Here is a 25,870-nt window from a genome sequence, read left to right on the forward strand (position 1 = left end):
CCAAGTTATCCTTGTCCCGTTTGGACAGGGTTCGGGCGAATCTGGGAAGTTTGGAGCAAAAATCCCGGGCTTGCGTGTCAACTGGAAAACCATACAAACCATCCCGGAACAGTTAACGGTTTACTCAAGGGGTTTTCCACATGTCTGTCCCCATCATTCTGGCCTCTGGGTCGTCGATACGAGCGCAGCTTCTCAGGAACGCGGGCGTGCCCTTCACCGTGCAAACTGCGCGCGTGGATGAAGAGACAGCCAAACGGGCATTGCTGGCCGAGGATGCAAGCCCGCGCGATATTGCGGATACGCTGGCCGAAATGAAAGCACGCAAGGTCAGTGACAAATCTCGCGGTGCGATGGTGCTGGGCTGCGATCAGGTGCTGGATTTCGACGGTCGACTGCTGTCCAAGCCCGAAACGCCAACGGATGCACTGGCGCAACTCAGGGCGATGCGTGGCAAGCGACATATGCTGCTGTCTGCCGCGGTGATCCATCAGGACGGGGAACCCATCTGGCGACATGTGGGTCAGGTTCGATTGCGGATGCGGATGAGCTCGGACGCATATCTGCGCGATTATGTTGATCGCAACTGGGACAGTATCCGGCACGCGGTCGGGGCATATAAATTGGAGGAAGAAGGCGTGCGCCTGTTCGCGACCATTGACGGAGACTATTTTAACGTCTTGGGTATGCCCCTATTGGAGCTGTTGAATTTTCTGGCGGTCAAAGGGGTGATTGATCAATGAGTGAAGACCGTATTCCTCTGGCGGGTGTGATTGGACACCCTGTCGCACATTCAAAATCCCCGACCCTTCATGGACATTGGTTGAAAACCTATGGGCTGGTTGGGCATTACATTCCAATGGATGTTGCCCCGGATGATCTTGAAGTTGTTCTGCGCAGTCTGCCCAAGGCCGGGTTCGTGGGGGCAAATGTAACGGTACCTCATAAAGAAGCGGCCTTGCAATTGGCGGATCACGTATCGGATCGAGCACGGAAAATAGGTGCCGCGAACACGCTGGTCTTTCGTGAGGATGGCACGATCTATGCCGACAATACTGATGGCTACGGATTCATGGAAAACCTGCGCAGCGGAGCACCGGATTGGACGCCGGGCGATGGACCGGCCGTGGTGTTTGGCGCTGGCGGAGCAGCGCGCGCCGTTTTGCAAGCATTGGTCGAGGCCGGAGTGCCCAAAATTATGCTGACCAACCGAACACGGACCCGGGCGGATAAGCTGAAAGAGGAATTCGGCCAAACCATCACCGTTGTCGATTGGGTGCAGGCCGGAAATGTGGTCGAAGATGCCGAGCTGGTGGTCAATACGACGTCACTTGGGATGCAAGGGCAGCTTGAGCTGCGGGTCCCTTTGGATGGGTTGCAGCCGGGCGCTGTTGTTACTGATTTGGTCTATGCACCTCTGAAAACCCACCTTTTGCAAACGGCCGAAGAAGCCGGATGCACGGTCGTTGACGGGTTGGGTATGCTGTTGCATCAGGCGGTTCCTGGATTTGAAAGCTGGTTTGGGATCCGGCCAGAGGTGAACCTTGACCTGCGCGCGGCTGTTTTGTCATGAGTTTCGCGCTGGGTCTGACCGGTTCGATCGGGATGGGAAAAAGTACGACGGCTCAGATGTTCGTCGATCAAGGCTGTGCGCTATGGGATGCGGATGCCGCCGTACATAGACTCTATTCAAGGGGTGGAGCGGCTGTCGAGCCGATGCAGGCGGCTTTTCCGGACGCGATTGTTGATGGGGCTGTCAGCCGTGTTGCGTTGAAACAGATCATTGCGCGGGACGTGTCCGCCTTAAAACAGATTGAGGCGATTGTTCACCCGCTGGTGGCGACGGATCGCGCTGCGTTTCGGCACAACGCGACTGCGGATATTCTGGTTTTTGACATCCCTTTGTTGTTTGAAACCGGGGGGCATATTGCAATGGACGCTGTGGCCTGTGTGTCGATACCTGCGGATGAACAAAAACGCCGCGTGATGGATCGCGGCACGATGTCTGAGGCGCAGTTTGAACAAATCCGCGCCAAGCAGATACCGAACGAAGAAAAATGCGCCCGGTCAGATTTTGTGATCGTGACAGACAGTCTGGACCATGCCCGCGCACAGGTGCAGGATGTGGTCAAACAGATACGAGCAGGGCTGGCAGATGCGTGAGATTGTACTCGACACCGAAACCACGGGGTTCGATCCCGAAAGCGGTGACCGGATCGTGGAAATCGGTGCGGTCGAACTGTGGAACCACGTTACCACAGGCGAAACCTATCACGTCTATATCAACCCCGAACGCTCCATGCCTGAAGAAGCTTTTGGTGTGCACGGCATTGGTCCTGACCTGCTCGAGAGCCCGCGTCCGCCGGAAAAAGGTGAGGTGACGCTGAGGGATAAACCGGTTTTCGCCAAGGTCGGTCAGGGATTTCGTGATTTCATCAAGGATTCGAAGCTGGTTATTCACAACGCCTCGTTCGATATGAAATTCCTGAACGCCGAGCTGAAATGGATGGGTCTGCCGCTGATCCCGATGGATCAGGCGCTGGATACGCTGGCCATTGCGCGCAAACGCTTTCCTGGTTCGCCTGCTTCTTTGGATGCATTGTGCCGCCGGTTTAATATCGACAACTCGAACCGAACGCTGCACGGGGCGCTGCTCGACTCTGAGATTTTGGCCGAGGTTTATCTGGAGTTGATTGGTGGGCGACAGCCGGACTTCGGATTGTCGACTGCGGCGTCATCCTCTGCGGGCGGCAGCGAAGAATGGCGTCCAACGGCGCGTCCAAATGCGCTTGCGTCCCGGATTACCGAGGACGAACGCGCCGCGCATGATGCTTTTGTGGAAAAACTGGGCGAAAACGCCTTGTGGACCCGCGCCTGAGAAACATCCCGGCGCGGGTCTAGAACTTTAGGCTTCGGTTTTCTGGACTTCGGCCTGACGACGCATCAGTTCGTTGCGGTACAGGCTGACAAAGTCGATATTGTCCAGATTTACCGGCGGGTAGCCACCGTCGCGGGTCACATCGCTGACGATGCGGCGCAGGAACGGGAACAGCATCCGGGGGCATTCGATCATCAGGAACGGATGTAGCTGATCTTCGGCAACACCTTCTACGTGGAACAGACCGCAATAGTCCAGCTCACACAGGAACAGGATGTCTTCCAGACCTTTGGCCTTGGACTTGAGGTTCAGCTTGATCGACACTTCGTACTGATGCTCGGTCGGGCGCTTTTTCGCGTCCAGATTGACCTGCACGGAAATCTCGGGCTGAACGTCGCCCGATACGCCCTTTTGGGCCATCACGTTTTCAAAAGACAGGTCACGAATGAATTGTCCCAGAACGCGCATCTGGATTTGCGGGGCGGCCTGGGCCGCGGTGTTTTCTTTGGCGTCTTCGTCGGCCATGGATCTACTCCGAAAATAAAATTCGTCACTGCTTAACAAGTTGGGGCAGACACCTCAATGCAGGTCACGGCCCTTCGACCCATTTCGAGGGCTTTGATGGGTCCTGACGTGGGCGAACTTCGGTAAATTCGCCGTCAATTACGTCGTCTTGTTGAAATGGATCAGCCCCCGAGCGAAATTGCGCGCCGGTTCCCATCTGAAACTGCGTGATGGTGGCTTTGGATTTAAGGTACCGGAATACAGCAATCCGGACGCCCGGAATTAGCATAGCAAAACCAACGGCATCGGTGAAAAACCCCGGCGTCAGCAGTAAAACGCCCGACAGCAGGATCATTGCGCCATGGGCCAGCGCCTCGGTCGGGTCGTCCATATCAGCAAAGGAACGCTGCAGGTTTTCCAGTGCCATGCGACCTTGTGTCCGCACCAAAACAGTGCCCAGAACGGCTGTCAGGACTACAATAGCAAGCGTTGGCCACAGGCCGATCAAGCCGCCAACCTGAATGAACAGAGCGATCTCTATGATCGGGACCAATAAAAAAGCCAAGAACAGATACATTTGCGCTATCCTTTACAGCAGGGCGGACTGTGGACTTGCCGCCTCGTGTCACCTACATAGTGGCTTGAGGCCGCGTACACAAAGTCCCGGCACTGAAAAGAGAATGAAATGAGCGACAACCCAATGATCCAGTTGCTGGTCCTGGCCGGAATTGCCGTTTTCCTGATCCTGCGCTTGAAAAGCGTTCTCGGCACGCGTGAAGGTTTTGAAAAACCTCCGGTTCAGCAGCAGCCAGAGGCGCACAAGTCGCGCCGTGACTTTGAGGTGATCGAAGGCGGCCCGGATCACGACATCACCGACCACGTCGCCGAAGACAGCGAACAGGCGCAAACCCTGACTGCGATGAAGCGGGTCGAGCCCAGCTTTTCCGTTAGTGAGTTCGTGCAGGGCGCGCGCGGTGCCTACGAGATGATCGTCATGGGGTTCGAAAAGGGTAATCTGGATGAGATCCAGCCCTTCTTGTCCGAAGAAGTGTTCGACACCTTCGTTTCGGTTGTCGCCGCCCGCGAAGATCAGGGTCTTACGATCGAGGCCGAGTTCATCGGCGTGCGCGAAACCTCTCTGGCAGACGTGAAGTTCGACAAGGATACCAATCAGGCCGAGATCACCATGAAATTTGTTGGTGAGCTGACCTCGGTTGTGCGAGATCGCGGCGGGGACATCATCGAAGGCAACCCCAATACCGTGAAACGCCAGAAGGACAGCTGGACCTTTGCCCGCGTCATGGGCGCGGACGATCCGAACTGGCTGCTTGTCGCCACGGACGCATGATTGCTGCGCTTCGGTCGTTTTTGCTGGGGGCTGTGATGGCAACCTCTGCTAGCGCCGAAGCGACGCGTTCCATACTGACCTTTGACGAGCTTGATGGCTGGGCCGAGGATGACCACGGCGCAGCCCTTTCGGTTTTTCTGAACACATGCGGTGATCTGGACGACCCTGACTGGCGCGCGTTGTGCGCTGTGGCTCGGGCCTATGAACCCGATGCCGCCCGATTGTTCTTCGAGCTGTTCTTCCGCCCTGTTCTGGTCGAAGACGGCAAAGATGCTTTATTTACCGGCTATTTTGAGCCTGAGCTGGATGGATCTCTGACCCGGTCCGAGCGATTCAGATATCCAATTTACAAGATGCCGCCAGAAGCACGCGCCGAAGGTCCGTGGCTAAGCCGCCGCGAAATTCTGACCGGCGACAGCATGGCTGGCCGCGGTCTGGAGATTGCGTGGGTCGATGACCCGGTTGAATTGTACTTTTTGCAGATTCAGGGCTCTGGCCGTATTCGTCTGCCAGATGGGGGCGCGGTGCGCGTTGGGTATGGCGGGGCGAACGGCCACCCCTATCGGTCCATCGGGTCGGAACTGATCCGCCGCGGAGCGTTGGGCGCGCATCAGGTTAGCGCGCAGATGATCCGGGCTTGGGTGCGAAAAAACCCCGAAGCGGGTGCCGAACTGCTGTTCCACAATCCGTCATATGTGTTCTTCCGCGAAGTGAACCGCGTCGCGCCAGAGCTAGGCCCGTTGGGCGCAATGAACCGGTCTGTCACCACACTGCGCAGCATTGCCGCTGATCCGGCCTATACGCCTTTGGGCGCGCCGGTCTGGGTTGAGAAAAACGGCAAGACGCCCTTACGTCGATTGATGATCGCACAGGACACTGGGGCTGCCATCAAAGGCGCGCAACGTGCAGACATCTTTTTTGGCACCGGGGATAAGGCCGGAGAAGCCGCCGGTCGATTAAAGGATTCGGGCCGAATGGTGCTTATGTTGCCGATTCAACGCGCCTATGCGCTGTTGCCGGATGAGTTCTGATGACACGCCGTAAACTGACAGCGGAAGAGATTGAGCTGTGGCGCAAGGTGACCAATCAGGCCGAACGCCTGCATCCCGAAGTGCCGCAAACTGTGCACCCGACGACGTTGCCCAAACCCAAGCCAACCAAAACACCCAAGGTGCGGATTGAACGGTTCGAGGTCGGGCAGAACGCCTTGGGAAAACTTGCGCGCAACGCGTTGAAGCCCACGGTGACAGAAAGCCTGCGCGCGACGCCGGTCCAGATGGATACCAAGGCTTTCAGCCGCATGAAACGGGGCAAGCTGAAGCCAGAGGGCAAACTGGACCTGCATGGAATGCGCGTGGATACGGCGCACCCAACATTGATCCGGTTTATTCTGTCAGCGCAGGCATCTGGCAAGCGTCTGGTTCTGGTCGTAACCGGTAAGGGCAAGGACCGTGATGAGCCCGGCCCCATTCCCACACCGCGCGGTGTGTTGCGCAATCAAGTGCCGCAATGGTTATCTTTGCCGCCTTTGGCGCAGGCTGTTCTGCAAGTGACACCTGCCCACATCAGCCATGGCGGTGACGGGGCTTACTACGTGTATTTGCGCCGCGTTCGTTAAAGAGTCTGAACGGCTCTGGCTATGCCAATGCGGGCAAGGACGCAGACCAGTACGAAAAAGCCTCCGATCCACAGAAACTGGATGTCCAGCGGCACACCCAGATCAATCATCACGCCGGTCAACCCTGGCCCGATGGCTGATCCCAGAACCATGACCGCCGTTGCCATCGCCTTGATCGCGCCGATATGCCGGGTGCCATAGAACTCGGCCCAGAACGCGCTGGGCAGGGTGCTGTTGGCGCCAACCGTCAGCGCCAGAAACATCAAGGCCAGCGTTGCGCCCCCGATCGACGATGTCAGCCCCACAATCCCAAACCCAACGGCCATAGGCAGTTGATAAAATGGCATGATCTTAGCCGTGCCCCATTTATCCAGCGCCCAACCCGCCGCAAACATCGACAACATGGAAACGCTGGTGAAAATCGGAAACAGGGCGACCAGCTCGATATGCTGCCAGCCCTTTGAGCCAGCCAGATGAACCTGATGAAAGAAAAAGGCGGTGATAAAAGCAGACGGGCCCAGCAAGGCCGGTGCCATGAACCAGAACAGCGGATGAAAGATCGCCTCTTTCCGGGTCCAATGGCGGCCTTCCATACCCGTTGCCGAATACTCGCTGGACAGACTTTGCGGTGTTCTTTCTTGACGAAGCAGCCGTAGCAGCGCAGGGATTCCCAAAAGGGTAATACAGGCGGCAATCACCCAAAGCCACCGCCAGTCCAAGAAGGCCATGGCAGCTACGAAAGTGACCGGCAGCAACGCTTCTCCCACCGAGAAACCCACCGACGCGATCGCCAGTGCCTTGCCCCGTGTGGCGGTGAACCATCTGGCCATCGCCACCAGCGCCAGATGGGTGCTCATCCCCTGCCCAAACAGACGCAACACAAATACCACAACAGGCAGCAGGACAAGCCAGGCGTTCGTCGCCATTGCCAACGCCGCCAATGCCAGACCGGCCAGAACCGCAGGGCCCAGAACCCTTACTCGAAAGATGTCGGTCAGCCCTCCGGCCCAGATCATCACGACGGCCGATATAGTGGTTCCAAGAGAATACAGACCGCCCCACGCGCCGTGGCTAAGACCAAAAGTGGAGCGGATTTCTCCGGAAAAGATCGAAATGAAAAAGGTCTGCCCAAAGCTGGACATGAAGGTCAGCAAGACTCCGGCACTTAACCATGTCGCGTTGTCCCGAAAGTACTGCCCCAACCGGAACCGCGTCACGGAGAGCTGACCCGCGCCTGCCCCGTTTCGCTTAGAACGATTTCAGTTGCCCCCGTCGGGTTGCGAACGCTGTTGGGGGCGATCACATCAAATCCGCGACCGTCCGGGTCGAAGGTTCGGCTCACCCTGCGGGCGGAATTGATGATGGCCAAAAGCGCCGGCGACGTCGCTGCCACGAAATGCGAGGAATCCGCATCCTTGTTAAACGCCGTCGTGTCCAGAATGCTGATCTTGTAATCCGCCAATGCATCAACGGAACTGATATTGCCCAGACGTTCGCCCTGAGTGGTGCCGCGCAGCCGGGCCGATATGTTCAACAGCTTGTCTTTCCGTGACACCATCACGATGAAAGGGTCCGGCGGCGTTATTATCGTATCCATTTGCGACCGGAACAGATCGACATCCAGGTCAGGGGCAATCAGTACGACACCTTCGATATTTTTGCTGGCCCAACCGGGTTCGCGCAATTCGGCCTGTCGCATCATCTCCATCGTCAGGGCTGTACCCATGGAATGCGCAACCAGAATAACGCGCCTTACACCCATTGCCTTAAGCTGTCGCACAGTCTGCTCTAATCCGTCGCGCGCAAACAGCATACTGTCCAGATCATAGGCATATCCGGCACCACGGGCCTGGCTGGGCCAGGAATATACCATGATTGCACCGGGGATGTTGATGTCACGGCTTAACTGGGCGGCGCGGAACGTGGTCTCGAACTGGGTCGTGTTGTAGCCATGGATAAAGATGGACACCTCATCCTTGCCCCCCAATCGCGCCTTCATCTCACTTGGCCCTTGCAACTCATCCACACCGGCCATGACGAATTGCTTCTCGGGGTTCGGATTGGCATAGGAAAAATCAAGAGTCCCGGGTGTGTGATTGGGCGGGATCGAAACCGTCATTTCCAGATATTGCAACGCCTCGCCCCGCTTAAATCCATAAGAACCGTCCGGCTCTCTCGCTCGTGTTGTCGTTGCAAAAACGGTTTCGGGGCTTCCGACGGACAGCGCCGTTGGCACCGTCTCGGATATCGTACGGTCGACACAGGCGGTCAGAGGCAACGCCAGCAGGAAAATGAAAAAATAGCGCAGCAAAGGATTGGTCCTCGGGACAATATGCGCCCACGCTATCTGATTTTCGCCTCAGGTCCAGCAGTGCCGTACAGATTGACCGGCGGAAACCGGCTGGACAATTTACAAGACGTAACGGCTAAGGTCTGTGGACTTGGTCAGTTCACCCAAATTGTCATCGACGAATTGCGCGTTCACTGTGATCTCGGCCCCGGCTTGATCTGGGGCGGTGAAGGACAGTTCTTCGAACACGCGCTCCATCACCGTGTACAAACGCCGCGCACCGATGTTTTCGACGCTTTGGTTCACGTCCGCCGCGATTTTAGCCAAGGCTGCGATGCCATCTTCGGTGAAGCTGACCGTGACCTCTTCGGTGCCCATCAGGGCGGTGTATTGGCGGGTCAGGGCGTTGTCTGTCTCGGTCAGGATACGCACGAAATCCTCTTCGGTCAGCGCGCGCAATTCAACGCGGATCGGCAGTCGACCCTGCAATTCAGGCAACAGGTCCGAGGGTTTGGCGATGTGAAACGCGCCCGAGGCAATGAACAGGATATGGTCGGTTTTGACCGGGCCGTGCTTTGTGCTGACAGTTGTCCCCTCGATCAGGGGAAGTAGGTCGCGCTGTACCCCTTCCCGGCTGACGTCACCGCCGCGTGCATCTGATCGCGCGCAGACCTTGTCGATCTCATCCAGAAACACGATGCCGTTCTGTTCGACCGATTCCAAAGCCACGCGGTTGACGGTTTCATCATCCAGCAGCTTGTCGGCCTCTTCCCCGATCAACGCGTCATAGCTTTCAGCGACAGTCATCTTCTTTTTGACCGTACGCCCGCCGAATGCCTTGCCGAAGATGTCACCCAGATTCATCATACCCATCTGGCTGCCGGGTTGACCGGGAATGTCGAACATCGGCATCGGGTTCGCGCTGTCGGACAATTCCAACTCGATCACCGTATCATCCAGCTCGCCCGCTTTCAGTTTCTTGCGGAACATCTCGCGCGTGCCTTCCCGGGCATCGGTACCGGCGATAGCTTCGATCACGCGATCTTCGGCGGCCTGATGCGCCTTGGCTTTGACGTCTTCACGCATGTATTCGCGGGTCTGGATAATTGCGGCATCAGCCAGATCACGTACGATCTGTTCCACGTCGCGCCCGACATATCCAACCTCGGTGAACTTGGTGGCTTCGACCTTGATGAATGGCGCGCGGGCGAGTTTCGCCAGTCGGCGGCTGATCTCGGTCTTACCAACACCGGTGGGGCCGATCATCAGGATGTTTTTCGGATACACCTCATCCCGAATGTCATCGGCCAGTTGCTTGCGCCGCCAGCGGTTGCGCAGCGCGACGGCGACCGCGCGTTTGGCATCCTTCTGCCCGATAATGAAACGGTCCAGTTCCGAGACAATCTCGCGCGGGGTCAGGTCGGTCAAGGCGCAGTCCTTTCGGTCGGCATATGTAAACTTGGGCTTAGGTAATCACCGCTGGATCGAAAACAACAGCGGCAGCGTTGGTTAGCAATGCCCTATCCGGTTTGCAAATGCTTTCCTTAGGTGAAACGCACCCCCTCTGATACAGTAATTTCAAGGTGTTGAGGGTCAGGAGCGCGCGGATGACGAAAATTGCCAAGATCACCCTTCTGTTCGTGGTGTTTGTGGACCTGCTTGGGCAGGGGCTGGTTTTCCCGATCATCAACTCGCTGATCATGGAGACGAAATCCAACTTCCTGCCGGAAAGCACGGCCATGGGTATGCGGCACCTGTACTATGGGCTGGTGATCGGTTGTTTCTTTCTGTCCTGGTTTCTGGGCGTTGTGTATGTCTCGAAAGTCTCGGACTCGATCGGGCGCAAGAATGCATTGCTGGTTTGTCTCGGCGGAGCGTTGGCAGGCTATGCGCTGACCATTACGGCGCTGTACCTCAACAGTCTGATCCTGTTGATTATCGGTAGGTCGATCACGGGCTTTACGGCTGGGAACCAACCTATTGCACAGGCGGCAATGATTGATGGCAGCTCGGACGCCGCCGACCGCGACCGCAATATGGGATATATCATCACCGGCGTTAGCTTTGGCCTTGTCGGAGGTCCGATCATTGGTGCCGTCCTGTCCGATGCCAACCTTCTGGGCAGTTATGCGACGCTGAAAACTCCATTCTACGGGGCCTTCGTTCTGGTGCTGATTGCGATTTTCCTTGTGACGTTCTTTTTCAAGGATACCCGCACGGAACGCGCAGCCTTTGTTTTTCGCCCCCGCGATATAACCGACAGCCTGATCGCGGTCCGCACGCATCCGTTGGTTCTGAAAATCCTGCCGGTTTATGCCTTGTTCATGATTGCGAATGTCACCTTCTATGTCTTCGTCGACAATTTCCTGACATCTGCATGGGGTTATGGCGTGATCGGCGGCAGCATGGCGATGGTGGTCATCGGCTTTGCGCTGGCGTTCTCAAGCACTTTTCTTGTGAAACCGGCGCAAGAAAGGTTCAGCAAACACCAGATTATCTATGCCTCGCTGGTGGTCATGGTGATCTGCGGCTTTGGCTTTGCCTTCAGTCCCAGCGGTGTGCTGAGTTACATCCCAGTCTTCTTCTTCTACTTCTTCTTCGGGGTGTCCTATCCAACCCTGTTGGGCCTGTTTTCCTCGGCCGTCAGCGAAACCGATCAGGGTTGGGTCATGGGCGTGACCACGGCTGTCTTCTGTCTGGCCGGAGGGGTCATGTCCCTGATCGGTGGCGGGTTGATGAGCATCGACATCCGCGTGCCCTATTACATCGTTATACTCGCCGCGATACTGGGCCTGATCGGGATGCACCTGCGGTGGAAAGGGAAAGAGATCAAGGGGCTACTGGCCTGAGATTTCCTCAACCGTCAGGTTGCCATTGGTGTAGACGCAGATATCGGCGGCAATCGCCATTGCTTCACGCGCCACCGTTTCGGCGGTTTTGTCGCTGTCCATCATCGCGCGGGCGGCGGCCAAGGCGAAATTGCCCCCCGATCCGATGGCGGCGACGTTGTGTTCCGGCTCCAGCACGTCCCCTGCCCCTGTGATCACCAGCAGATCCTTGCCGTCCGTGACGATCAGCATTGCCTCAAGCTTTTGCAGGTATTTGTCCGTCCGCCAGTCTTTTGCCAATTCGACCGAGGCACGAGCCAGTTGGCCTGGGGTGGCCTCCAATTTGGCCTCCAGCCGTTCCAGCAAAGTGAAGGCGTCGGCTGTTGATCCGGCGAAACCCGCGACAACCTCGAACCCGCCCGGCGACAGGCGGCGCACTTTTCTGGCGGTGCCTTTGATCACGGTTTGACCCAGACTGACCTGACCGTCCCCGGCAATCACCACTTGGCCGCCTTTCTTGACGCCAATAATTGTCGTGCCGTGCCATCCGGGAAAATCGCTGTCTGCCATGGAAGCCTCCGTTTTGTCTGGTCTCCTATATGGGCCGGGCGCGCGCGCAGCGCAACAGTTCACAAACCGCTTAAAAGATATGCATTAAATGCAATTCGGGGTTACCAGACTAGCAATTGTGAGTCTCAGGCAATGCTCCTACATGAGCCTTACAACCGACACGAGGTCGGCTGTTTCAGTCACAAGGAAATGCGCAAATGGCAACTACTGCAAATATCCATGCGCCGCTCGGAGCAGCTACCATCCTGCATGTAGTGGACGCGATCTACGGAACCTTCGAAAAAGCGGCTTTGTGGAATGAATCCCGCAAAACACGCAAGCTTTTGTCGAACCTGAGCGACGCCCAGTTGGAAGATGTTGGTTTGACCCGCGCAGAAATCGAGACGATCTGACCCGCACGATCATTACAAGAATAGTTGAGCCGCTCAGACTTGGGCGGCTTTTTCTTTTTCAGGATAATTTGTATTGGCCGGAAAGGTCTGGCAGAAATGCCTCGACCGCAGCCGTGGCCACCACATGCCGCGTCCCACCTTTGTCGTCGATATCCAGCCCACCCTTTACAGCACGCACCTCGGCCCGCCCGCGCGGAAGATCTGCTGCGACCAGATCGCAATCCACAGCTTCGGGTTCTTGAACACCGATTGTCACCTGAACGCGCATCTCTTGGTGATCCAAGCCCAGCTTGGAAAACAGCGTGATCGACGAGTGATGCAAGGCATCCTGCACGGCACGTCGTGCGGCCTTGGTGTAATCCTGCCCATACAGATCGTTGCCAGTACCCATTTCCAGAATGATACGTTTTTCGCTCATTTCGCAGGCTCCATGTCGAACGAGACAATAATGGCCGCGTTTGCGATGACGGTGCGGCCCTCGGCGTGAGGTTTGACGATATCCAGCCCTCCTTCGGTGACTGTCACATTCGGCTGGCCATAGGGAAATACGGCTTTCAGCGCCTCCCGGTCCACCTGATCAGGTTTCTGCACCCCGATTTCAGCATCAATGATCATTGCCTCTTTCGGGAAATCGAACAGCTCTGCCATGTTGACAGAGTTGTGCCAAAGCGCATCCTTGACCGCACGCAAAGCGGCCTCGGTATAATCCTCGCGGCGCAGCGAGGTTCCCATTCCAAATTCAACAAGAACCCGAGTTTTCGTCATGTGCCCTCCCGGCAGAAAAAAGGCGCCCCGGTTGGGACGCCTTTGAAAACAGTCTGTCCAACCAGATCAGATGGACTCGTCAATCCAGCTTTGCAGCGCGGCTTTTGGCGCGGCACCTGCGCGGTTCGAAACAACCTGACCGTCCTTGAAGATGAACAGCGCCGGAATACCGCGCACGCCCATGGCGGCGGCTGCGTTCGGGTTGCTGTCCACGTCTACCTTGGCAATCTTGACCTTGCCGCCATATTCAGTGGCCAGCTCTTCCAGAGCGGGGCCGATCTGTTTACAGGGGCCACACCATTCGGCCCAGAAATCGACAACAACGGGGATGTCGGAATTCTTGACTTCGGCGTCAAAGGTATCGTCAGTTACGGCTACGGTCGACATATTCTGTCTCCTGAATGGGGAATGCTTGGTCACTGAACCTAGGTGCGGGGTTTTCCAAGGTCAAGGCATCGGCGCACGAGCCAGGGCATCCGTCACAAGATCGTGTGGCAACCACATCAGCCCGGCGGTTCGAGTCCAAAGGATTGCAGTTCGGATATCCCGACCCGGATAGATCTGCGACAGGGCTTGTGCATAAGCGCCCATCTGACGCAACAGCCCCTCAGGGCAGGCGTTCGCATCCTCGGGGACAGTGGCATTAGATTTAAAATCAACAGCTTGCACAGTATTGGCCGTAACGAGCAGCCGATCTATGACCCCATGCATCCGGTGCCCGTTCAGGTCTGCGGTAACTGGAACCTCGGCCAGCGCGTCCGGGCTAAATATGTCCTGCAGGTGTTCTGTAGTCAGGACTGTATGGGCTTCGTCAAACAGCTCTTGTCGGTCCGATTCCTGCATATCGGGAAGAACGCGGGCGCAGAGCTGCGGCCAGTTGTCTCGTGGCGCCGATGGCAAATACTCAAGCAGCAGGTGCAGGCGCGTGCCGCGAAGTTTGGCCGCGTCTTCGTCCTGACCGCTGTCACCCGGCAACGCCTTTGCCCCACCCAGATCCGATGGGCTGATCGTTTGTTGCGCCGGGGACGGGGTTGCAGCCGCCGCTAGAAACGCGGCAGGCAAATCGGCGTCTTCAACGGATGTCTCCGCATGCGAGACAAGCGGCAAGCCGGTCCAGTCCCCATGTGACAGCCTTAATGTATCCGACCCCGGTTCTTGCGTGGCCCCTGCCCGGCCCATTGCGGCCTCAACCATCTGATACCAACTGGTTCCGTCCTTTCCGACGTCGCCCGCCGCTCCGATGATCAACCACTTTTCTGCCCGTGTCAGCGCCACGTAAAGCAGCCGGAGGCGTTCATTTTCCTCGCGCTTTCGCGCCTCAGTCCGGGCTTGCGCGATCAGACTGGGGGACGCATCTGAGGGAACTTTCCACAGTGGCGTGCCATCAGCCACCATGATTTCGGAATCGCGGGGGGCTTGCCGCTTGCCGGTGTCCGGCAGGATGACAATCGGTGCCTCAAGACCCTTGGACCCATGTACGGTCATCACGCGGATCATGTTGCCCACTCCGCTCATCTGCCGCTTGATTTCCAGATCATCTGTCTGCATCCAGACCAGAAAACCCGTCAGGCTGGGTATGTCCGTGCGCTCATAGGCAAGCGCCTGGGAAAGCAGCGCGTTGATGCCATCCTCAGCCTCGGCCCCCAACCTGCCCAGCAGGTTGCGCCGCCCGTGATGGCGGGTCAGGATGCGTTCGATCAAGTCATATGGGCGAAGAAAGTCGATCTGACTGCGCAGGTCATTCAGCACGGCCAGCGTTTCGGGAAACTCTTCGGCGCGGTTGCGTAGCGCTGCCCAAAGGAATTGTTCCTGCCGCCGATGTGCAAGGTCGAAAATCTGCTGCTCGCTCCAGCCGAATAGCGGAGATTTCAGCACGGTGGCCAGCGACAGGCTGTCTTCGGGTGTGGCCAGAAAACTCAGCAACGCAGCAAGGTCTTTCACGGCCAGCTCCGCGCCAACCTTCAACCGGTCGGCCCCGGCGATTGGCAGGCGCAATGCTTTGCAGGCACGGATGATCTCGGCAAACAGATCCGAGCGGCGCTGCACAAGGATCAGAAAATCCCCGGGCTGCACCTTGCGGCGAACGAACGTACCGGGGGTTTCACCATCCTCGGGGATCGTTTCGCCTGTGTCGATCATCGACTTGATCGAATGGGCTATCTTTTCCGCAAGAATGACAGTGTGATGCCGCGCACCGGGACGGTCTACCGGATCGGTCCAGTCGGCTTCGTCATCGTCGGCCACCTTTTCGATCGCAGGCCAAAGGTCTACGCGACCCGGCAGGCTGGACTTGAACGCGCGGTGCAGGGCTTTGTCCTGAAACCCCGCCTCGGCGTGGCCTTCAAACAGGATGTTCACCAAAGACAAGATCGCACTGGACGAGCGGAAGGAGTATTCAAGCTCCAAACTCTCCAATTTAGAGCCTGAATTGATCAATCTCCGCCCAAACTCCTGCTGCATCCGGTCGAAAGCAGCGGGATCAGCGCCCTGAAAGGAATAGATCGACTGTTTCTTATCCCCGACCACAAAGATCGTGCGTTCGACCCCGGATCGGGCCCCTTCCCCGCTGGTGAATTCCTGCGCCAGTTTTTCAACCACGTCCCATTGATCCGGGCTGGTATCTTGCGCTTCGTCCACAAGAATATGGTCGATGCCGCCATCCAGCCGATACAGCACCCATTCTGCCACCGCCGGGTCGTTCAGCACCCGCCGCGCGCGCAGGATCAGGTCATCGAAATCCAGCCAGCCGCGCAACTGTTTGCGGCGCTCATATTCCGGCAGGAAAGCGGCGCCAAAGCGATGCAGCACGTGGGTCTTGCGTGCGGCAACCAAGGCCAAACGCAACTCACGCGCGGCCTCGATACGTAACATCAGCGCCTCAAGCTGGGGCATCCGATCAGCCAACGCGCCTTCGCGCAGCGCCTTGGTCGAGAAGCTGTTGACCTTGGCCGAGAACGGCTCTTTGGCCCCTTTACCGGTCAAAAAGACGTTTTCCAACATAGGCAGACTGGTCAGCCGGGGCTCGGTGAATGCCGCCAGTTTCGCCGCTGTTTTGGTGTTGGTGCTTCCACTTTCAGAAAGCGCAGGCAGGATTGACTGAATTAATTCAACTTCACCACCCAGAAACACCTGTTTCAGCAGCGCGTCTTCGTCAAACCCTTCGGGCAGATCAAATCGCCTTTGAATTTCTGCCCAGTCCAGCGCCTTCGCAAACAAATTGCGTTTTTGGGTGATCGCGGCCGTCAGATTGTCGAACCCGGTATCTGTTACAAACCGAGCCACGTCTTCGATCAAATCGGCTTGCGGACCTTCTGCAAAATCCTCAACGATTTCCTCGCGCAAAAGGGCGGCGGCGCGGTCTTCCATTTCCGCGAACTGCGGGCTGACCCCGGCTTCAAGCGGAAATCGACGCAGCAATGAGGCGCAGAATGAGTGGATCGTCTGAATCTTCAGCCCGCCCGGTGTTTCAATCGCGCGCGCAAACAATGTTCGCGCCTGCGCCAGGCGACCGGAGTCAATTGCGCCTGGCACACCCAGTTCCGTCAGTTGCGCGCGCAAGGCGTCATCGCCCAGCATGGCCCATTCACCCAGTCGTTTGAACAGGCGGTTCTGCATCTCGCTGGCGGCGGCCTTGGTGTAGGTCAGGCACAGGATATGCTGCGGCTGCACGCCATCCAGCAGCAGGCGCGCAACCCGGTCCGTCAACACCCGCGTTTTGCCGGAGCCCGCATTCGCCGCAAGCCAGGTCGATGCATCGGGCCGTGCTGCTTGCACCTGCCGTTCGGTCGCGTCGTTGCGTTGGCTCATGTCAGAACCTCCGGCGCAGAGTCGCTGGTCCGATCCCATTCGCCGAAGCGGGCAAGATGATCATAGTCGCCGACATCCGTATCTTTGTGCAGCATCCTCCGCGCCGTGAATCCCTGATCAGGCTCTAAATATGCGGAAATCAGCTCTTTTAACTCTGCAATGACCTTAGCTGGCGGTTCTTTTGCCAAGGGCGCAAGGACCTCTTTATACGTTCCGCCCATCCCCACAAACACGGCCTCGGCCACGGGCAGAGGATTCAGCCCCTCGATCCCGCCTTGTTCGGTGATGGCTGCCTCGATCAACAGTTGTTTTTCAAATTTCGCCTGCTGGCTTTCGCTCGGAGGTGCGCCGGTCTTGTAATCTATCAGACGCACTGCACCCCTGCTGTTCAAGTCGACCCGGTCGGCGCGGCCCACGATGGCGAAGTCCAAAGGAGCAAGAACAAGGTTCATTTTGGCCTCAAACGAAACCGGCCCCCCATCCCCGTGCCGAGCAGTTTCTGCACTGAGAAAGTCATCCGCGATCCGGTCCAGCCGCGCCAGCCACAGTTTGCGCGCTGTCGGCCACGCAACATGTTGCGCAAGAAGGTTTTCGGCGCGTTTCAGGAAATTCTCGCGTGTCAGCAGGGCTGTATCAAGAACGCTGTCCTTGACGAAATGCTCCAGAATTTCATGTATCACGATCCCCCGTAGCAAGGCATCGGGGGCCTGAACCAACGGATCAAGGGGCCTCAGGCGCAGCACGTGCTTAGCGTAGATTGCGTACGGATCACGGATCAGCCGTTTGATTTCCGTAACACTCAGGCGGCGCGGTCGCGCAGCGACCGGCGGACGCGGAGAGGGACGCGGCGCGGGTTCAATCCGAGGTGCAGCTTCAAGCTGTTCCGACCAGCGCAGCCATTTCCTGCCGCGGGCGCGCATTTGGGACAGCGCCTCGCGGCCTCCTTGATCCGGCAATCCCTGCAACAAGTTCGTCAAACGGTTCAACCAGCGGGACGGTACGGTTTCAGCATCATCAGACCGGGTTGCGCGCGTCAGCCACACTTCGGGCGCGCCAATCGCCTGTTGGAAATCATGCGCCGACAGTCCAATCCTCCGTTCCGGAAGCAATAGACCGACCTTGTCGCGCATCTGCCGGTTCAGCCACGGGTCAGGCGCTGCGGCTTCAGGCCAACTGCCTTCGTTCAAGCCGCCCAAAATCAGCAGATCGGCCCCCTGCACACGCGCCTCGAGCGTGCCCCAGATCATGATATGCGGATGTGGTGCGTCCCTGTCGCGGACCTCTTCCCCTGACAGCAGAGCGCCAAGAAGATCCGCGAAATCACGTGCATTCATTGACCCGCCATGATGCGCTTCGGCCTCCAGCGCGCTTAGAACGGACAGTGCCTTTTGCCCGGCGTTCTTGTCCCACAGCGTACCTGCGTCCCCTGCACTTCCAGCGGAAATGCTTTCTGCCAGATCGCGCAGCCGCACCACCCAATCTGGCAATGCAAGCTCCCCACCGATCTGCTGATCGCAGAAATGGCGAACAAGCCACCGCATCCATGCGTCCGGCGCTTCTTTTCGGAAGGCAAAATCTGTCAGGCTGCGGCCATCGGGAAATGGCGGGCCATTGCGGCGAAGATCCAGTTCAAGATCCCGCGTATGCAGCAGATGCGCCCCCCGATCGCCACCGTCATGGCACAGGGGGTGTTTCAACAGGGTCAGCAGAGCTTCGCCGTCCAACCGCCGTGCAAACAGGTTCGCAACGTGCCGCAGGAATCGGCCGGGCGGCGATAATTGCAACGGTAGGCCCGCACTGTCATCGGGCAGGATGTCCCAGCGGTCCAGCGCGGCGCTGACCTGACGCGTCAGCATCCGGTCCGGGGTTATCAGGGCAGCGGCTTGGCCCGATTCCGCAGCCTCGCGCAGGCGCAGGGCAATCGCCAAAGCCTCGGCGCGCGGGGATTGGGCCTCGACCAGAGTCAGGTCTGCAGTCGCGCTGTCCAGATCGGTAAGCTGTGGGCCTTCGGACATCCACGCATCCGTGATCGGTGCGGGACGTAACGCCAATGAAACCAGCCGGTTACGGGCAGGGGAAGGCGGGGTATCCTGTGTCCATGGCCTAATCTGATCGGGATTTAACCCAAGTTGCGCCATCAGTTTGCGGAACCGGTATTGTGGGTGATCTTCTGATGTCAGCGCATCATCCAGATCCGCCCAGACATCGGTGGGCTGATCGAAGTCGAACCCGGGCAGGATCAGCGCGCCCTGCGGTAACCGCGCGACAGCCTCCATCAACATCAGGGTCGTTCCCCTTGATCCCGTGGACCCGGCAAGAATAACCGGATGTTGCGGCGGTTCCGCCGCCCAGCGGTCGATCAAGTTCAGGACGACGCGCCGTTGTCGGGCCTGCATGTCCAGCGCATCCGCCCCGGTGTCGATGAAACTATCCGCGATCCCGATAAACGCCTGTGCCCGCGCCCAGTGTCCGGACAGATCGCTGATGTCCAAATTCCGGATTGCGTCAGGTGACACGCCTTCGCCCTGCATTTCATCAATCAAAGCGGCCAAGCTGTCGGACAGGTCAAACACGGATGACCGCGCCGCCAAGTCCGGCTGCTGGTCCAGCAGCTTGGAAACCAGTTGCGTCAGTTCCAGACGCCGCCGCAGGGGCGGGATTGCGGGCGGAACCTGCGCCAGATCAACGCTTTCACCCAGATCGGTGACCAGCGACAGACGTGGCAAAAGGCAGGGCGGGCCTTGATCAAACAACTCTCGTACACGCCGGGCCATCCTTCGTGTGTTGACCACCAGTTGCACGCGGGCAAGGGCCTCGGGCGGGGTACCCTCGTGGCGGGCCTGCAGCCCCTGAACCAGCGCCTTAGGAAAGTCCGTACCGGGTGGAACCGCAAAAACGCGGGGTAGGGCGCTAGGCTCAAACACTTGCCAAAAGCTCCTCGGCGAGGGCGATCCCTTCGGGCCTTCCGACATCGCACCATTGCCCCGGATAAGACAGGGCAAACAGGCGGTCCTGGCTGTGCATCTGGTCCCATAACAAGTTTAAAGAAAAAGACTTTTGCTGAAAATTCATCAATCCATCTGTCTTGGTGATTTGAATTCCGCCATAGATCAACCCTGGCCCACGCGTAATCCGGCCTGACGCGTCGGCGGTGAAATCTCCTGTCCCCATATATCCAATGGTCCGAGCGACGGGCACACACATTAACAGGGCGTCCATTCTGTCCGGGTCCCATGCGTCGCGCAGCAGCGCAAGCGGGTTCGGGCCGGCCCAGATCGCATCCGAGTTTGCCGTATAAACGGGATCTGTGCCCAACAGCGGCAGGGCCGCGCGCAATCCGCCACCGGTTTCCAGAATCTCGGCGTCTTCGCGGGACAGCAATACACCCTTGGGGGCCAGGTGCGCCTCAAGCTGATCGGGCAGGTAATGCAGGTTTGCGACAATTCGTTTGGGGTGAACGTCGTTGATCAGGTCCAGCGCATAATCAATCAAGGGTCGACCCGCGACTTCAATCAGCGGTTTGGGCATAGTGCTGGTCAACGCGCCCATTCGGGTACCAAACCCGGCTGCGAACAGCATGGCGGCTTCGGGAGTTCGGGTCATGCCTGTCTGAGCCTTTCCAAAGCCTCGGATGTTGGTGCGGGTAGGGCGTGTCGCAGCAGATCGGCGACTGAAACCAGCGCCGGGTGTTCCAGATCGCGCATCAGGTGGGCCCAGGTTGCCGGGATCAGGTCAATATACTGGGGCTTGCCGTATTCTGTTGCCAGCCGCGCAAACACCCCCAGAATTCGCAGGTTTCGCTGGGCGCCCAAAACGGCATAGGCCGTGCGGAAATCGTGGTCGTTGACACCTGTTGCCGCGATGTACCGTGTGATCATCCGCATCTCGGTGCCGGGTGCCACGTCGCGACGAACGTCCTGCAGCAGGGACACCAGATCATACGCCGGATGCCCCAGCATAGCTGTTTGAAAGTCCAGAAGGCCGACGCGCTGAACCCCTGTGCGATCCGGCAGCCAGATCAGGTTTTCGGCATGATAATCGCGCTGGATGACTACCTTCTGGCCAGACGTTTCGGTGTGCAGGATGTCGGCGAACCGATTTTCGAAGCGGGCCCGCGTATCTTCGTCATAAGCCCCCTGCACGGCTTGCGCGTATTTTGTGAAGGACAGCGCGGCCAGCTCGGTCATCAGGGATGGGCCGTAAGACTGCAAAGACAAGGTCGGCGCGTCGTGCAATGTGATCAGAACATCCGTGGCGGCCTCGTAGAGTTCACGCTCTTGCTGCGGATGGTGTTCGAGAACGCGCGCAAACAGATCGTCGCCCAGATCCTCCAGCAATAAGAACCCGAACTCGGTGTCTTCTGCATAGATTCTGGGTGCGCTCAGGCCAACTGACCGCAGGTATTCGGCCATGCGCACAAAAGCCTCCACCGGTTCAGCCTGACCTGGGGGGGAATCCATCAACACAGCCGTATTTCCGGTATCAGGGTCCGTCAGGCGTTCGTACCTGCGGTTTGACGCATCGCCAGCCAAAGGCGCGCGCCGGGCGTTTGCCCATGGCGTTTGGGCAATCAGGGCTTCGGCCAGAACCGCCCGGTTCGTCATGAGCACGACTCCAGCTTTTCTGACCATCCTGGGTCCGACCACGTCAGGGTCAGCATTCGTTTTTCCATCATATTAGGGTCTGTTTCGAAATTTAGTGTGAGGGCATTTTTTGGCCGAAGCGGACCCAGCTTGTCGGGCCACTCGATCAGGCAGATCGACGTGTCGAAGGCTTCGGTCAGGCCGAGTTCCTCAACCTCTTCCACCGCGGACAGGCGATAGAGATCGCAGTGCCAAATTTCGGCAGCGGCCGTGTCGTACACCTGCACCAGCGTAAATGTTGGTGAGGGCACATCTTCCGGAATTGTCATCAATGACTGGATGAGGCTGCGCGCAAAATGCGTTTTACCGCTGCCAATCTCACCCTCAAGCAGCACAATGTCACCGGGCAACAGTTTTGCGCCCAATCGAGCAGCAAACCCGGTTGTTTCTTCTGGGGAATTCAGGTCAATCGTCAGCGGCGCAGTCGTCATGGCGCCACAATGGCCCTGTGTCCGGTTGGCTGCAACCCGGTTCAGGCGCTGAACTGTTGTATCTCGGCTGGACGGATAACCTGGGCATCCGTGGAAAAACGTATGATTGTGGCACCGTTGTGCAAAGGGCTGACAATGCAGGTCAATGAAGTGCCGTCACGCATCCTCAAATCACCACTCCATTCGGCGCGGTTGTCGCGCATTTCGACGAATTCGCGAATTTCACCCAGTATGGGCGTTGCGGCGCATTGTGTCTGCCATCCGCGCGTCACTTCCAACACAGAATCCGAGTCAAACCCGATATCCGAACTTTCCCCCCAAAGCCTTTGGTAAGCATAGTTGGTAAAGGCCAATGTTCCGTCATCGCCAAACACGGCGATCGCGTCGGCCAGTTTGTCCAGAATGGATTGCATCAGGTCCATTTCCGAGCGGAAGCGTCGGGTCAACGTGATCTCGGCCGTGATATCTTCGAACAAGAAGGCCACGGCCCCATCCGGGTGCGGGCGTCCGCTGACCGAGTAGACAGAGCCTGACGGCAATGACCATGTCTCTTGGTAATTTCCGTCTTCGGCTGCCTCAAGAAGATCGTTCATCTGACTGCGCCACGTCCGGTAGTTCTTGGGCTCGGGCATCATGTGCTGGTCGCGCAGCCTGTCAAAAAAGCTGGACAGGCTCGGGCGGCAACTCAGAAAATCGGGGGGCAGGGTGGTCAGGTCGATCAGGGCCGGATTGAACAACGCCAATTGACGGTTGCGATCAAATATCGCCAACCCGATTGAAAGCTGGGCAAATGTTTTGGTCATGGTTTGTACGAATTTGCGCTGGGCTGTCTCAGCATCAACAATTGCGTTGATGTCCACCGCATAGCACAGGTGCCCCTCGGGGTGGCCGACAAGGGTCAGGTCAAACCACAGCTTGTTTTCACTTTCCTCGGGTGAGATTGAAACCCGTGTCTTCGCGCTTAGTCGCGTGTCTTCGTCTGATCCGGGAAACAGCGACGCCGTGAGATCGGTATCGGGGCCGCGCACCTTGCGCACCAACGAAATATAGGCCGCATTGCACCACCGTACATTGTCCTGATGATCCAACAGCCAGACCGGGTAGGGCGCCCGATCCATTGCCTGACGGATGGGATCGCTTGCATCCCGGTGAATGGTTTCCGGGCGTTCGGCGTCGTCGCGCAACTGAACCCTGACGATACCGTCGATCCACTCACACAGAACATCGCGATTAACGGTGCAATCAATTGCCGGGACAACCAGATTTCCTTCCTTTTGAATTGGGTCCGGGGTTTCGGGAAAGGTTGGAAAGTCCCGTTTCAACAGGCGGCGCAGGTCGGGCCATTGCCGGACCTCTTCAAATCCGTCCAGCGCTATATCGGAATGGCTGATCAGGCGGTCTCCGTCGAACAGAAAGACCGTGTCAAACACGGAAGATGGCGACGAAAGACCAAAGTTGTCTCCGCGGTGTCTGCGGCGAGGTAACAACCAATGGACAGCGGCACTGGCAGAAACCAGGCTGATAATGGCCAGAATGATCCAGTCGACCATGGACGCTCCGCAACAGAAATGACTGTTCCAGATTATGGTTACCATTGGTTAACGGGGTCTTAATTCAGATCTGAAAGCGCTGGTTTGCACCGGACGGGACGGGCGTGTCACCGATCTGGGCGTCCACCAGTTTGCGGGGCCACGCGACTTTGACGATCGCGCCCCGGTGTTCGGGATTGCCGGACAGATTCTGATAGGGATCCGAGCCGTTGGCGAATTCCAGTTCAGCGCCGCTTCGCTCTAGCAGGGTTTTGGCGATGAACAGACCGAGGCCCATGCCTTCGTATTCTGGCCGCGCGCGTTGTTCGGTCTCGGCGCGGCGACGGCGCATGAAAGGGTCCCCGATTCGGCCGATCATGTGTGAAGGATAGCCGCGCCCATCATCCATGATACCGATCGAGATCTGATCGGGTGTCCATTCGGCCTCGACCCAGACATTTGCCCGAGAAAAATCCACGGCATTCTGGATCAGGTTTCTCAGCCCGTGGACGATCTCGGGTTTTCGCAGGATTGACGGCTGCTGGACGTCGCCTTCGCCCGCGGGGCCTTCAGCGAAATGAACGATCTTGCCGCGGTTGATATGGGGTTCGGCGGCTTCGTGAATGACGGTGGACAAAGGTGCCTGCCGAAGATGCAGGTCATCTTTGCCCGCGCGTCCCATGTCCCGCAGGATGTCCCTGCAGCGATTGGCCTGCTCGCGGATCAGGGCGGCGTCGTCCTTCAGATCGGGGCGGTCATCCAGTTCCTCGATCAGTTCCGAACTGGTCAGCTTGATCGTGGCCAGAGGCGTACCCAACTCGTGCGCGGCGGCGGCGACAACACCGCCCAGATCAGTCAGCTTTTGTTCCCGTGCCAGTGCCATATGGGTTGCGGCTAGCGCCTCGGACATGGATTGCACCTCGGAACTGACGCGGTGGGAATAGGCACCAATAAAGACAATGGCGATCACAACCGCAGCCCAGTTGCCGAACAGCAGCATGTCGGGGATTTCAAGCACCTGCCCGGTTTCTGTGCGCAGTGGCAGGTGGAACTCGGCCAGCAGCGAGGTCAGCGTAATGGCCACCGCCCCCACGATCAGGGTCGAGCGGGTGCTCATTACATTGGCCGAGATCGTCACCGGGCCCAAAAGCAGCAAGGCGAAGGGGTTGTTCAAACCGCCTGTCAGATACAGCAGGATCGCCAATTGCATCAGGTCGAACAGCACCATCAGGAAGTTCTCGAACTCGGTCAGACGCTTGTTTTGCGGGAACAGCAATATCGCGGTCATGTTGCCCAGAACCGACACGCCAATGGCGAGATAGCACAGCGTCAGCTCAAGCTGCAGGTCGAAATACTGCTGCGCCACCGTAATGGCGGTGAACTGGCCGATAATGGCGACCCATCGCAACAGAATAAGGGTACGCAGGCGAATCCAACTGCTGCGTTCCTGACCGCGCCATAATGTGATGTTGGAATTTGCCATTGGTCCATTATGTCCTGTTGCATAGGCTGTTCATCTTGATAGGTGTCCCGGCCGAAACGATCAACAACCCCTTCTCTTTCAGGAAGCCCGCCATGATCCGTCTGTATGCCATTCTTGCAACCGTGGTTCTGGCCATAGGCGTTGGTGCCATGTGGCTGCTGACAAGGGGTGGCGGATCGGATGACAAGTTTGCTCAATGCCGTTCCAGCCAGATCGCCGGCGGGTCGGCAGCAATCGGCGGACCGTTCGAGTTGATCAACGGTGCGGGTGAAACGGTTACTGACACGGACGTGATCACCGAGCCCACGCTGGTTTATTTCGGCTACACTTTCTGCCCGGATGTCTGTCCTTTTGACATGTCACGCAATGCCGAAGCCGTCGACATTCTGGCCGAACGCGGCCAGTCGGTGACGCCGTTGTTCATTTCAATTGATCCGGATCGCGACACGCCCGAAGTGATGAGCGACTATGCGTTCAATCTTGGCGGAAAAACCATCGCGCTGACCGGATCGCCTGAGCAGGTCAAGGCGGCCAGCCAAGCTTACAAGACCTATTACAAGGCGCACGACAAGAGTGATGAGTTTTATTTGGTCGACCACTCGACCTTTACCTATCTGGTGACGCCGGAAGACGGATTTATCGAGTTCTTTAACCGCAACGATACGGCTGAACAAATGGCGGATAAGGTTGGCTGCTTTCTGGACCAGCTATAGCCGACGACTCTGCGCCGTTGGAATTTGCTGTCTCTACATGCACATATTCGCATAAAAAACACGCATGGTTGCTT

The 25,870-nt window shown here is 57.8% G+C and carries 26 protein-coding genes; 10 read left to right on the forward strand and 16 right to left on the reverse strand.

Translation table 11 applies throughout. The annotated features are described in order from the left end of the window. Nucleotides 1-140: 140 nt before the first annotated feature. Genes RUESEDTHA_RS07030 through dnaQ form a run of 4 tightly spaced genes read left to right on the forward strand, consistent with a single transcriptional unit; the run spans nt 141 to nt 2,875 of the window. Nucleotides 141-740, forward strand: coding sequence for a nucleoside triphosphate pyrophosphatase (locus tag RUESEDTHA_RS07030; protein WP_180885591.1), 600 nt, complete (start codon nt 141-143; stop codon nt 738-740). Continuing rightward, a complete protein-coding gene (locus RUESEDTHA_RS07035; RefSeq protein WP_180885593.1) occupies nt 737-1,570 on the forward strand; it encodes a shikimate dehydrogenase in 834 nt (277 codons plus the stop codon). Before RUESEDTHA_RS07030 ends, RUESEDTHA_RS07035 begins: the two co-directional genes overlap by 4 nt. Beyond that, the gene (gene coaE / locus RUESEDTHA_RS07040) at nt 1,567-2,160 is read left to right on the forward strand and encodes a dephospho-CoA kinase (RefSeq protein ID WP_180885595.1); all 594 of its coding nucleotides are present in this window, start codon (nt 1,567-1,569) and stop codon (nt 2,158-2,160) included. The genes RUESEDTHA_RS07035 and coaE overlap by 4 nt, the downstream gene beginning before the upstream one ends. Next, on the forward strand, nt 2,153-2,875 hold the full coding sequence (gene dnaQ / locus RUESEDTHA_RS07045) for a DNA polymerase III subunit epsilon (protein WP_180885597.1): 723 nt from the start codon (nt 2,153-2,155) through the stop codon (nt 2,873-2,875). Before coaE ends, dnaQ begins: the two co-directional genes overlap by 8 nt. 27 nt (nt 2,876-2,902) lie before the next feature. Here the strand turns inward: dnaQ and secB are convergent, their stop codons facing one another. Both secB and RUESEDTHA_RS07055 read right to left on the reverse strand, forming a co-directional pair. Further along, on the reverse strand, nt 2,903-3,400 hold the full coding sequence (gene secB, locus RUESEDTHA_RS07050; protein ID WP_180885599.1) for a protein-export chaperone SecB: 498 nt from the start codon (nt 3,398-3,400) through the stop codon (nt 2,903-2,905). Nucleotides 3,401-3,464: 64 nt separating this feature from the next. Next, nucleotides 3,465-3,956 (reverse strand): FxsA family protein, encoded by a 492-nt coding sequence (locus tag RUESEDTHA_RS07055; RefSeq protein ID WP_180885601.1) that lies wholly within the window; start codon nt 3,954-3,956, stop codon nt 3,465-3,467. Nucleotides 3,957-4,064: 108 nt separating this feature from the next. Here RUESEDTHA_RS07055 and RUESEDTHA_RS07060 point away from each other — a divergent pair, with 108 nt between their 5' ends. Genes RUESEDTHA_RS07060 through RUESEDTHA_RS07070 form a run of 3 tightly spaced genes read left to right on the forward strand, consistent with a single transcriptional unit; the run spans nt 4,065 to nt 6,345 of the window. After that, nucleotides 4,065-4,727, forward strand: coding sequence for a Tim44/TimA family putative adaptor protein (locus RUESEDTHA_RS07060; protein WP_171123768.1), 663 nt, complete (start codon nt 4,065-4,067; stop codon nt 4,725-4,727). Continuing rightward, complete coding sequence (locus RUESEDTHA_RS07065; RefSeq protein ID WP_180885603.1) at nt 4,724-5,758, forward strand: murein transglycosylase A; 1,035 nt, start codon at nt 4,724-4,726, stop codon at nt 5,756-5,758. Before RUESEDTHA_RS07060 ends, RUESEDTHA_RS07065 begins: the two co-directional genes overlap by 4 nt. After that, a complete protein-coding gene (locus RUESEDTHA_RS07070) occupies nt 5,758-6,345 on the forward strand; it encodes a Smr/MutS family protein (RefSeq protein WP_180885605.1) in 588 nt (195 codons plus the stop codon). The genes RUESEDTHA_RS07065 and RUESEDTHA_RS07070 overlap by 1 nt, the downstream gene beginning before the upstream one ends. Here RUESEDTHA_RS07070 and RUESEDTHA_RS07075 read toward each other — a convergent pair. From RUESEDTHA_RS07075 to hslU, 3 genes are all read right to left on the reverse strand, one after another. Further along, nucleotides 6,342-7,562, reverse strand: a complete 1,221-nt coding sequence (locus RUESEDTHA_RS07075) for an MFS transporter (protein ID WP_255431642.1) — start codon at nt 7,560-7,562, stop codon at nt 6,342-6,344. The two genes, RUESEDTHA_RS07070 and RUESEDTHA_RS07075, sit on opposite strands and share 4 nt — an antisense overlap. Then, nucleotides 7,559-8,656, reverse strand: a complete 1,098-nt coding sequence (locus RUESEDTHA_RS07080; protein WP_180885608.1) for an alpha/beta hydrolase — start codon at nt 8,654-8,656, stop codon at nt 7,559-7,561. The genes RUESEDTHA_RS07075 and RUESEDTHA_RS07080 overlap by 4 nt, the downstream gene beginning before the upstream one ends. Nucleotides 8,657-8,755: 99 nt before the next feature. After that, the gene (hslU, locus tag RUESEDTHA_RS07085; protein ID WP_180885610.1) at nt 8,756-10,063 is read right to left on the reverse strand and encodes an ATP-dependent protease ATPase subunit HslU; all 1,308 of its coding nucleotides are present in this window, start codon (nt 10,061-10,063) and stop codon (nt 8,756-8,758) included. Between the two features lie 179 nt (nt 10,064-10,242). Between hslU and RUESEDTHA_RS07090 the strand changes: the two genes are divergently transcribed. Beyond that, entirely contained in the window at nt 10,243-11,484 is a 1,242-nt protein-coding gene (locus RUESEDTHA_RS07090) for an MFS transporter (protein ID WP_180885612.1), read from the forward strand. Here RUESEDTHA_RS07090 and hslV read toward each other — a convergent pair. After that, nucleotides 11,473-12,033, reverse strand: coding sequence for an ATP-dependent protease subunit HslV (hslV, locus tag RUESEDTHA_RS07095; protein WP_180885614.1), 561 nt, complete (start codon nt 12,031-12,033; stop codon nt 11,473-11,475). The genes RUESEDTHA_RS07090 and hslV overlap by 12 nt on opposite strands. Nucleotides 12,034-12,230: 197 nt before the next feature. On the opposite strand from hslV, the gene RUESEDTHA_RS07100 reads away from it, so the two are divergent. Further along, complete coding sequence (locus RUESEDTHA_RS07100) at nt 12,231-12,425, forward strand: DUF1127 domain-containing protein (protein WP_171123756.1); 195 nt, start codon at nt 12,231-12,233, stop codon at nt 12,423-12,425. 58 nt (nt 12,426-12,483) lie between these two features. Here the strand turns inward: RUESEDTHA_RS07100 and RUESEDTHA_RS07105 are convergent, their stop codons facing one another. The 10 genes from RUESEDTHA_RS07105 to regB all read right to left on the reverse strand — a co-directional run bounded on the left by RUESEDTHA_RS07105 (nt 12,484) and on the right by regB (nt 25,083). Further along, a complete protein-coding gene (locus RUESEDTHA_RS07105) occupies nt 12,484-12,843 on the reverse strand; it encodes a Lin0512 family protein (protein ID WP_180885616.1) in 360 nt (119 codons plus the stop codon). After that, nucleotides 12,840-13,190, reverse strand: a complete 351-nt coding sequence (locus RUESEDTHA_RS07110; RefSeq protein ID WP_180885618.1) for a Lin0512 family protein — start codon at nt 13,188-13,190, stop codon at nt 12,840-12,842. Before RUESEDTHA_RS07110 ends, RUESEDTHA_RS07105 begins: the two co-directional genes overlap by 4 nt. A 66-nt stretch (nt 13,191-13,256) precedes the next feature. Continuing rightward, the gene (gene trxA, locus RUESEDTHA_RS07115) at nt 13,257-13,577 is read right to left on the reverse strand and encodes a thioredoxin (RefSeq protein WP_039542610.1); all 321 of its coding nucleotides are present in this window, start codon (nt 13,575-13,577) and stop codon (nt 13,257-13,259) included. Nucleotides 13,578-13,637: 60 nt separating this feature from the next. After that, complete coding sequence (gene addA / locus RUESEDTHA_RS07120; protein WP_180885620.1) at nt 13,638-16,997, reverse strand: double-strand break repair helicase AddA; 3,360 nt, start codon at nt 16,995-16,997, stop codon at nt 13,638-13,640. After that, on the reverse strand, nt 16,994-19,921 hold the full coding sequence (gene addB, locus RUESEDTHA_RS07125; RefSeq protein ID WP_180885622.1) for a double-strand break repair protein AddB: 2,928 nt from the start codon (nt 19,919-19,921) through the stop codon (nt 16,994-16,996). The genes addA and addB overlap by 4 nt, the downstream gene beginning before the upstream one ends. Further along, a complete protein-coding gene (locus tag RUESEDTHA_RS07130; protein ID WP_180885624.1) occupies nt 19,914-20,600 on the reverse strand; it encodes a nucleotidyltransferase family protein in 687 nt (228 codons plus the stop codon). The genes addB and RUESEDTHA_RS07130 overlap by 8 nt, the downstream gene beginning before the upstream one ends. After that, the gene (locus tag RUESEDTHA_RS07135; protein WP_180885626.1) at nt 20,597-21,601 is read right to left on the reverse strand and encodes an aminoglycoside phosphotransferase family protein; all 1,005 of its coding nucleotides are present in this window, start codon (nt 21,599-21,601) and stop codon (nt 20,597-20,599) included. Before RUESEDTHA_RS07135 ends, RUESEDTHA_RS07130 begins: the two co-directional genes overlap by 4 nt. Then, the gene (tsaE, locus tag RUESEDTHA_RS07140) at nt 21,598-22,071 is read right to left on the reverse strand and encodes a tRNA (adenosine(37)-N6)-threonylcarbamoyltransferase complex ATPase subunit type 1 TsaE (RefSeq protein ID WP_180885628.1); all 474 of its coding nucleotides are present in this window, start codon (nt 22,069-22,071) and stop codon (nt 21,598-21,600) included. The genes RUESEDTHA_RS07135 and tsaE overlap by 4 nt, the downstream gene beginning before the upstream one ends. A gap of 41 nt (nt 22,072-22,112) precedes the next feature. Further along, nucleotides 22,113-23,621 carry a PAS-domain containing protein gene (locus tag RUESEDTHA_RS07145; protein ID WP_180885631.1) on the reverse strand — a complete coding sequence of 503 codons (1,509 nt, stop codon included), beginning with the start codon at nt 23,619-23,621 and terminating at the stop codon, nt 22,113-22,115. Nucleotides 23,622-23,685: 64 nt separating this feature from the next. Beyond that, nucleotides 23,686-25,083, reverse strand: coding sequence for a sensor histidine kinase RegB (gene regB, locus RUESEDTHA_RS07150; protein ID WP_180885633.1), 1,398 nt, complete (start codon nt 25,081-25,083; stop codon nt 23,686-23,688). Nucleotides 25,084-25,175: 92 nt separating this feature from the next. Here regB and RUESEDTHA_RS07155 point away from each other — a divergent pair, with 92 nt between their 5' ends. Further along, nucleotides 25,176-25,796: an SCO family protein gene (locus tag RUESEDTHA_RS07155; RefSeq protein ID WP_180885635.1), complete on the forward strand. Its 621-nt coding sequence runs from the start codon at nt 25,176-25,178 to the stop codon at nt 25,794-25,796. Nucleotides 25,797-25,870 lie beyond the last annotated feature (74 nt).

Source organism: Ruegeria sp. THAF57 (assembly GCF_903914075.1).
In the GTDB taxonomy this organism is placed as follows: Bacteria; Pseudomonadota; Alphaproteobacteria; order Rhodobacterales; family Rhodobacteraceae; genus Ruegeria.

Bases quoted from the DNA above. Each gene is read 5' to 3' on its own strand.
- RUESEDTHA_RS07030 (WP_180885591.1), top strand. From the start codon at position 141: ATGTCTGTCCCCATCATTCTGGCCTCTGGGTCGTCGATACGAGCGCAG.
- RUESEDTHA_RS07035 (WP_180885593.1), top strand. From the start codon at position 737: ATGAGTGAAGACCGTATTCCTCTGGCGGGTGTGATTGGACACCCTGTC.
- coaE (WP_180885595.1), top strand. From the start codon at position 1,567: ATGAGTTTCGCGCTGGGTCTGACCGGTTCGATCGGGATGGGAAAAAGT.
- dnaQ (WP_180885597.1), top strand. From the start codon at position 2,153: ATGCGTGAGATTGTACTCGACACCGAAACCACGGGGTTCGATCCCGAA.
- secB (WP_180885599.1), bottom strand. From the start codon at position 3,400: ATGGCCGACGAAGACGCCAAAGAAAACACCGCGGCCCAGGCCGCCCCG.
- RUESEDTHA_RS07055 (WP_180885601.1), bottom strand. From the start codon at position 3,956: ATGTATCTGTTCTTGGCTTTTTTATTGGTCCCGATCATAGAGATCGCT.
- RUESEDTHA_RS07060 (WP_171123768.1), top strand. From the start codon at position 4,065: ATGAGCGACAACCCAATGATCCAGTTGCTGGTCCTGGCCGGAATTGCC.
- RUESEDTHA_RS07065 (WP_180885603.1), top strand. From the start codon at position 4,724: ATGATTGCTGCGCTTCGGTCGTTTTTGCTGGGGGCTGTGATGGCAACC.
- RUESEDTHA_RS07070 (WP_180885605.1), top strand. From the start codon at position 5,758: ATGACACGCCGTAAACTGACAGCGGAAGAGATTGAGCTGTGGCGCAAG.
- RUESEDTHA_RS07090 (WP_180885612.1), top strand. From the start codon at position 10,243: ATGACGAAAATTGCCAAGATCACCCTTCTGTTCGTGGTGTTTGTGGAC.
- hslV (WP_180885614.1), bottom strand. From the start codon at position 12,033: ATGGCAGACAGCGATTTTCCCGGATGGCACGGCACGACAATTATTGGC.
- RUESEDTHA_RS07100 (WP_171123756.1), top strand. From the start codon at position 12,231: ATGGCAACTACTGCAAATATCCATGCGCCGCTCGGAGCAGCTACCATC.
- RUESEDTHA_RS07105 (WP_180885616.1), bottom strand. From the start codon at position 12,843: ATGAGCGAAAAACGTATCATTCTGGAAATGGGTACTGGCAACGATCTG.
- RUESEDTHA_RS07110 (WP_180885618.1), bottom strand. From the start codon at position 13,190: ATGACGAAAACTCGGGTTCTTGTTGAATTTGGAATGGGAACCTCGCTG.
- trxA (WP_039542610.1), bottom strand. From the start codon at position 13,577: ATGTCGACCGTAGCCGTAACTGACGATACCTTTGACGCCGAAGTCAAG.
- addA (WP_180885620.1), bottom strand. From the start codon at position 16,997: ATGAGCCAACGCAACGACGCGACCGAACGGCAGGTGCAAGCAGCACGG.
- RUESEDTHA_RS07130 (WP_180885624.1), bottom strand. From the start codon at position 20,600: ATGACCCGAACTCCCGAAGCCGCCATGCTGTTCGCAGCCGGGTTTGGT.
- RUESEDTHA_RS07135 (WP_180885626.1), bottom strand. From the start codon at position 21,601: ATGACGAACCGGGCGGTTCTGGCCGAAGCCCTGATTGCCCAAACGCCA.
- tsaE (WP_180885628.1), bottom strand. From the start codon at position 22,071: ATGACGACTGCGCCGCTGACGATTGACCTGAATTCCCCAGAAGAAACA.
- RUESEDTHA_RS07145 (WP_180885631.1), bottom strand. From the start codon at position 23,621: ATGGTCGACTGGATCATTCTGGCCATTATCAGCCTGGTTTCTGCCAGT.
- regB (WP_180885633.1), bottom strand. From the start codon at position 25,083: ATGGCAAATTCCAACATCACATTATGGCGCGGTCAGGAACGCAGCAGT.
- RUESEDTHA_RS07155 (WP_180885635.1), top strand. From the start codon at position 25,176: ATGATCCGTCTGTATGCCATTCTTGCAACCGTGGTTCTGGCCATAGGC.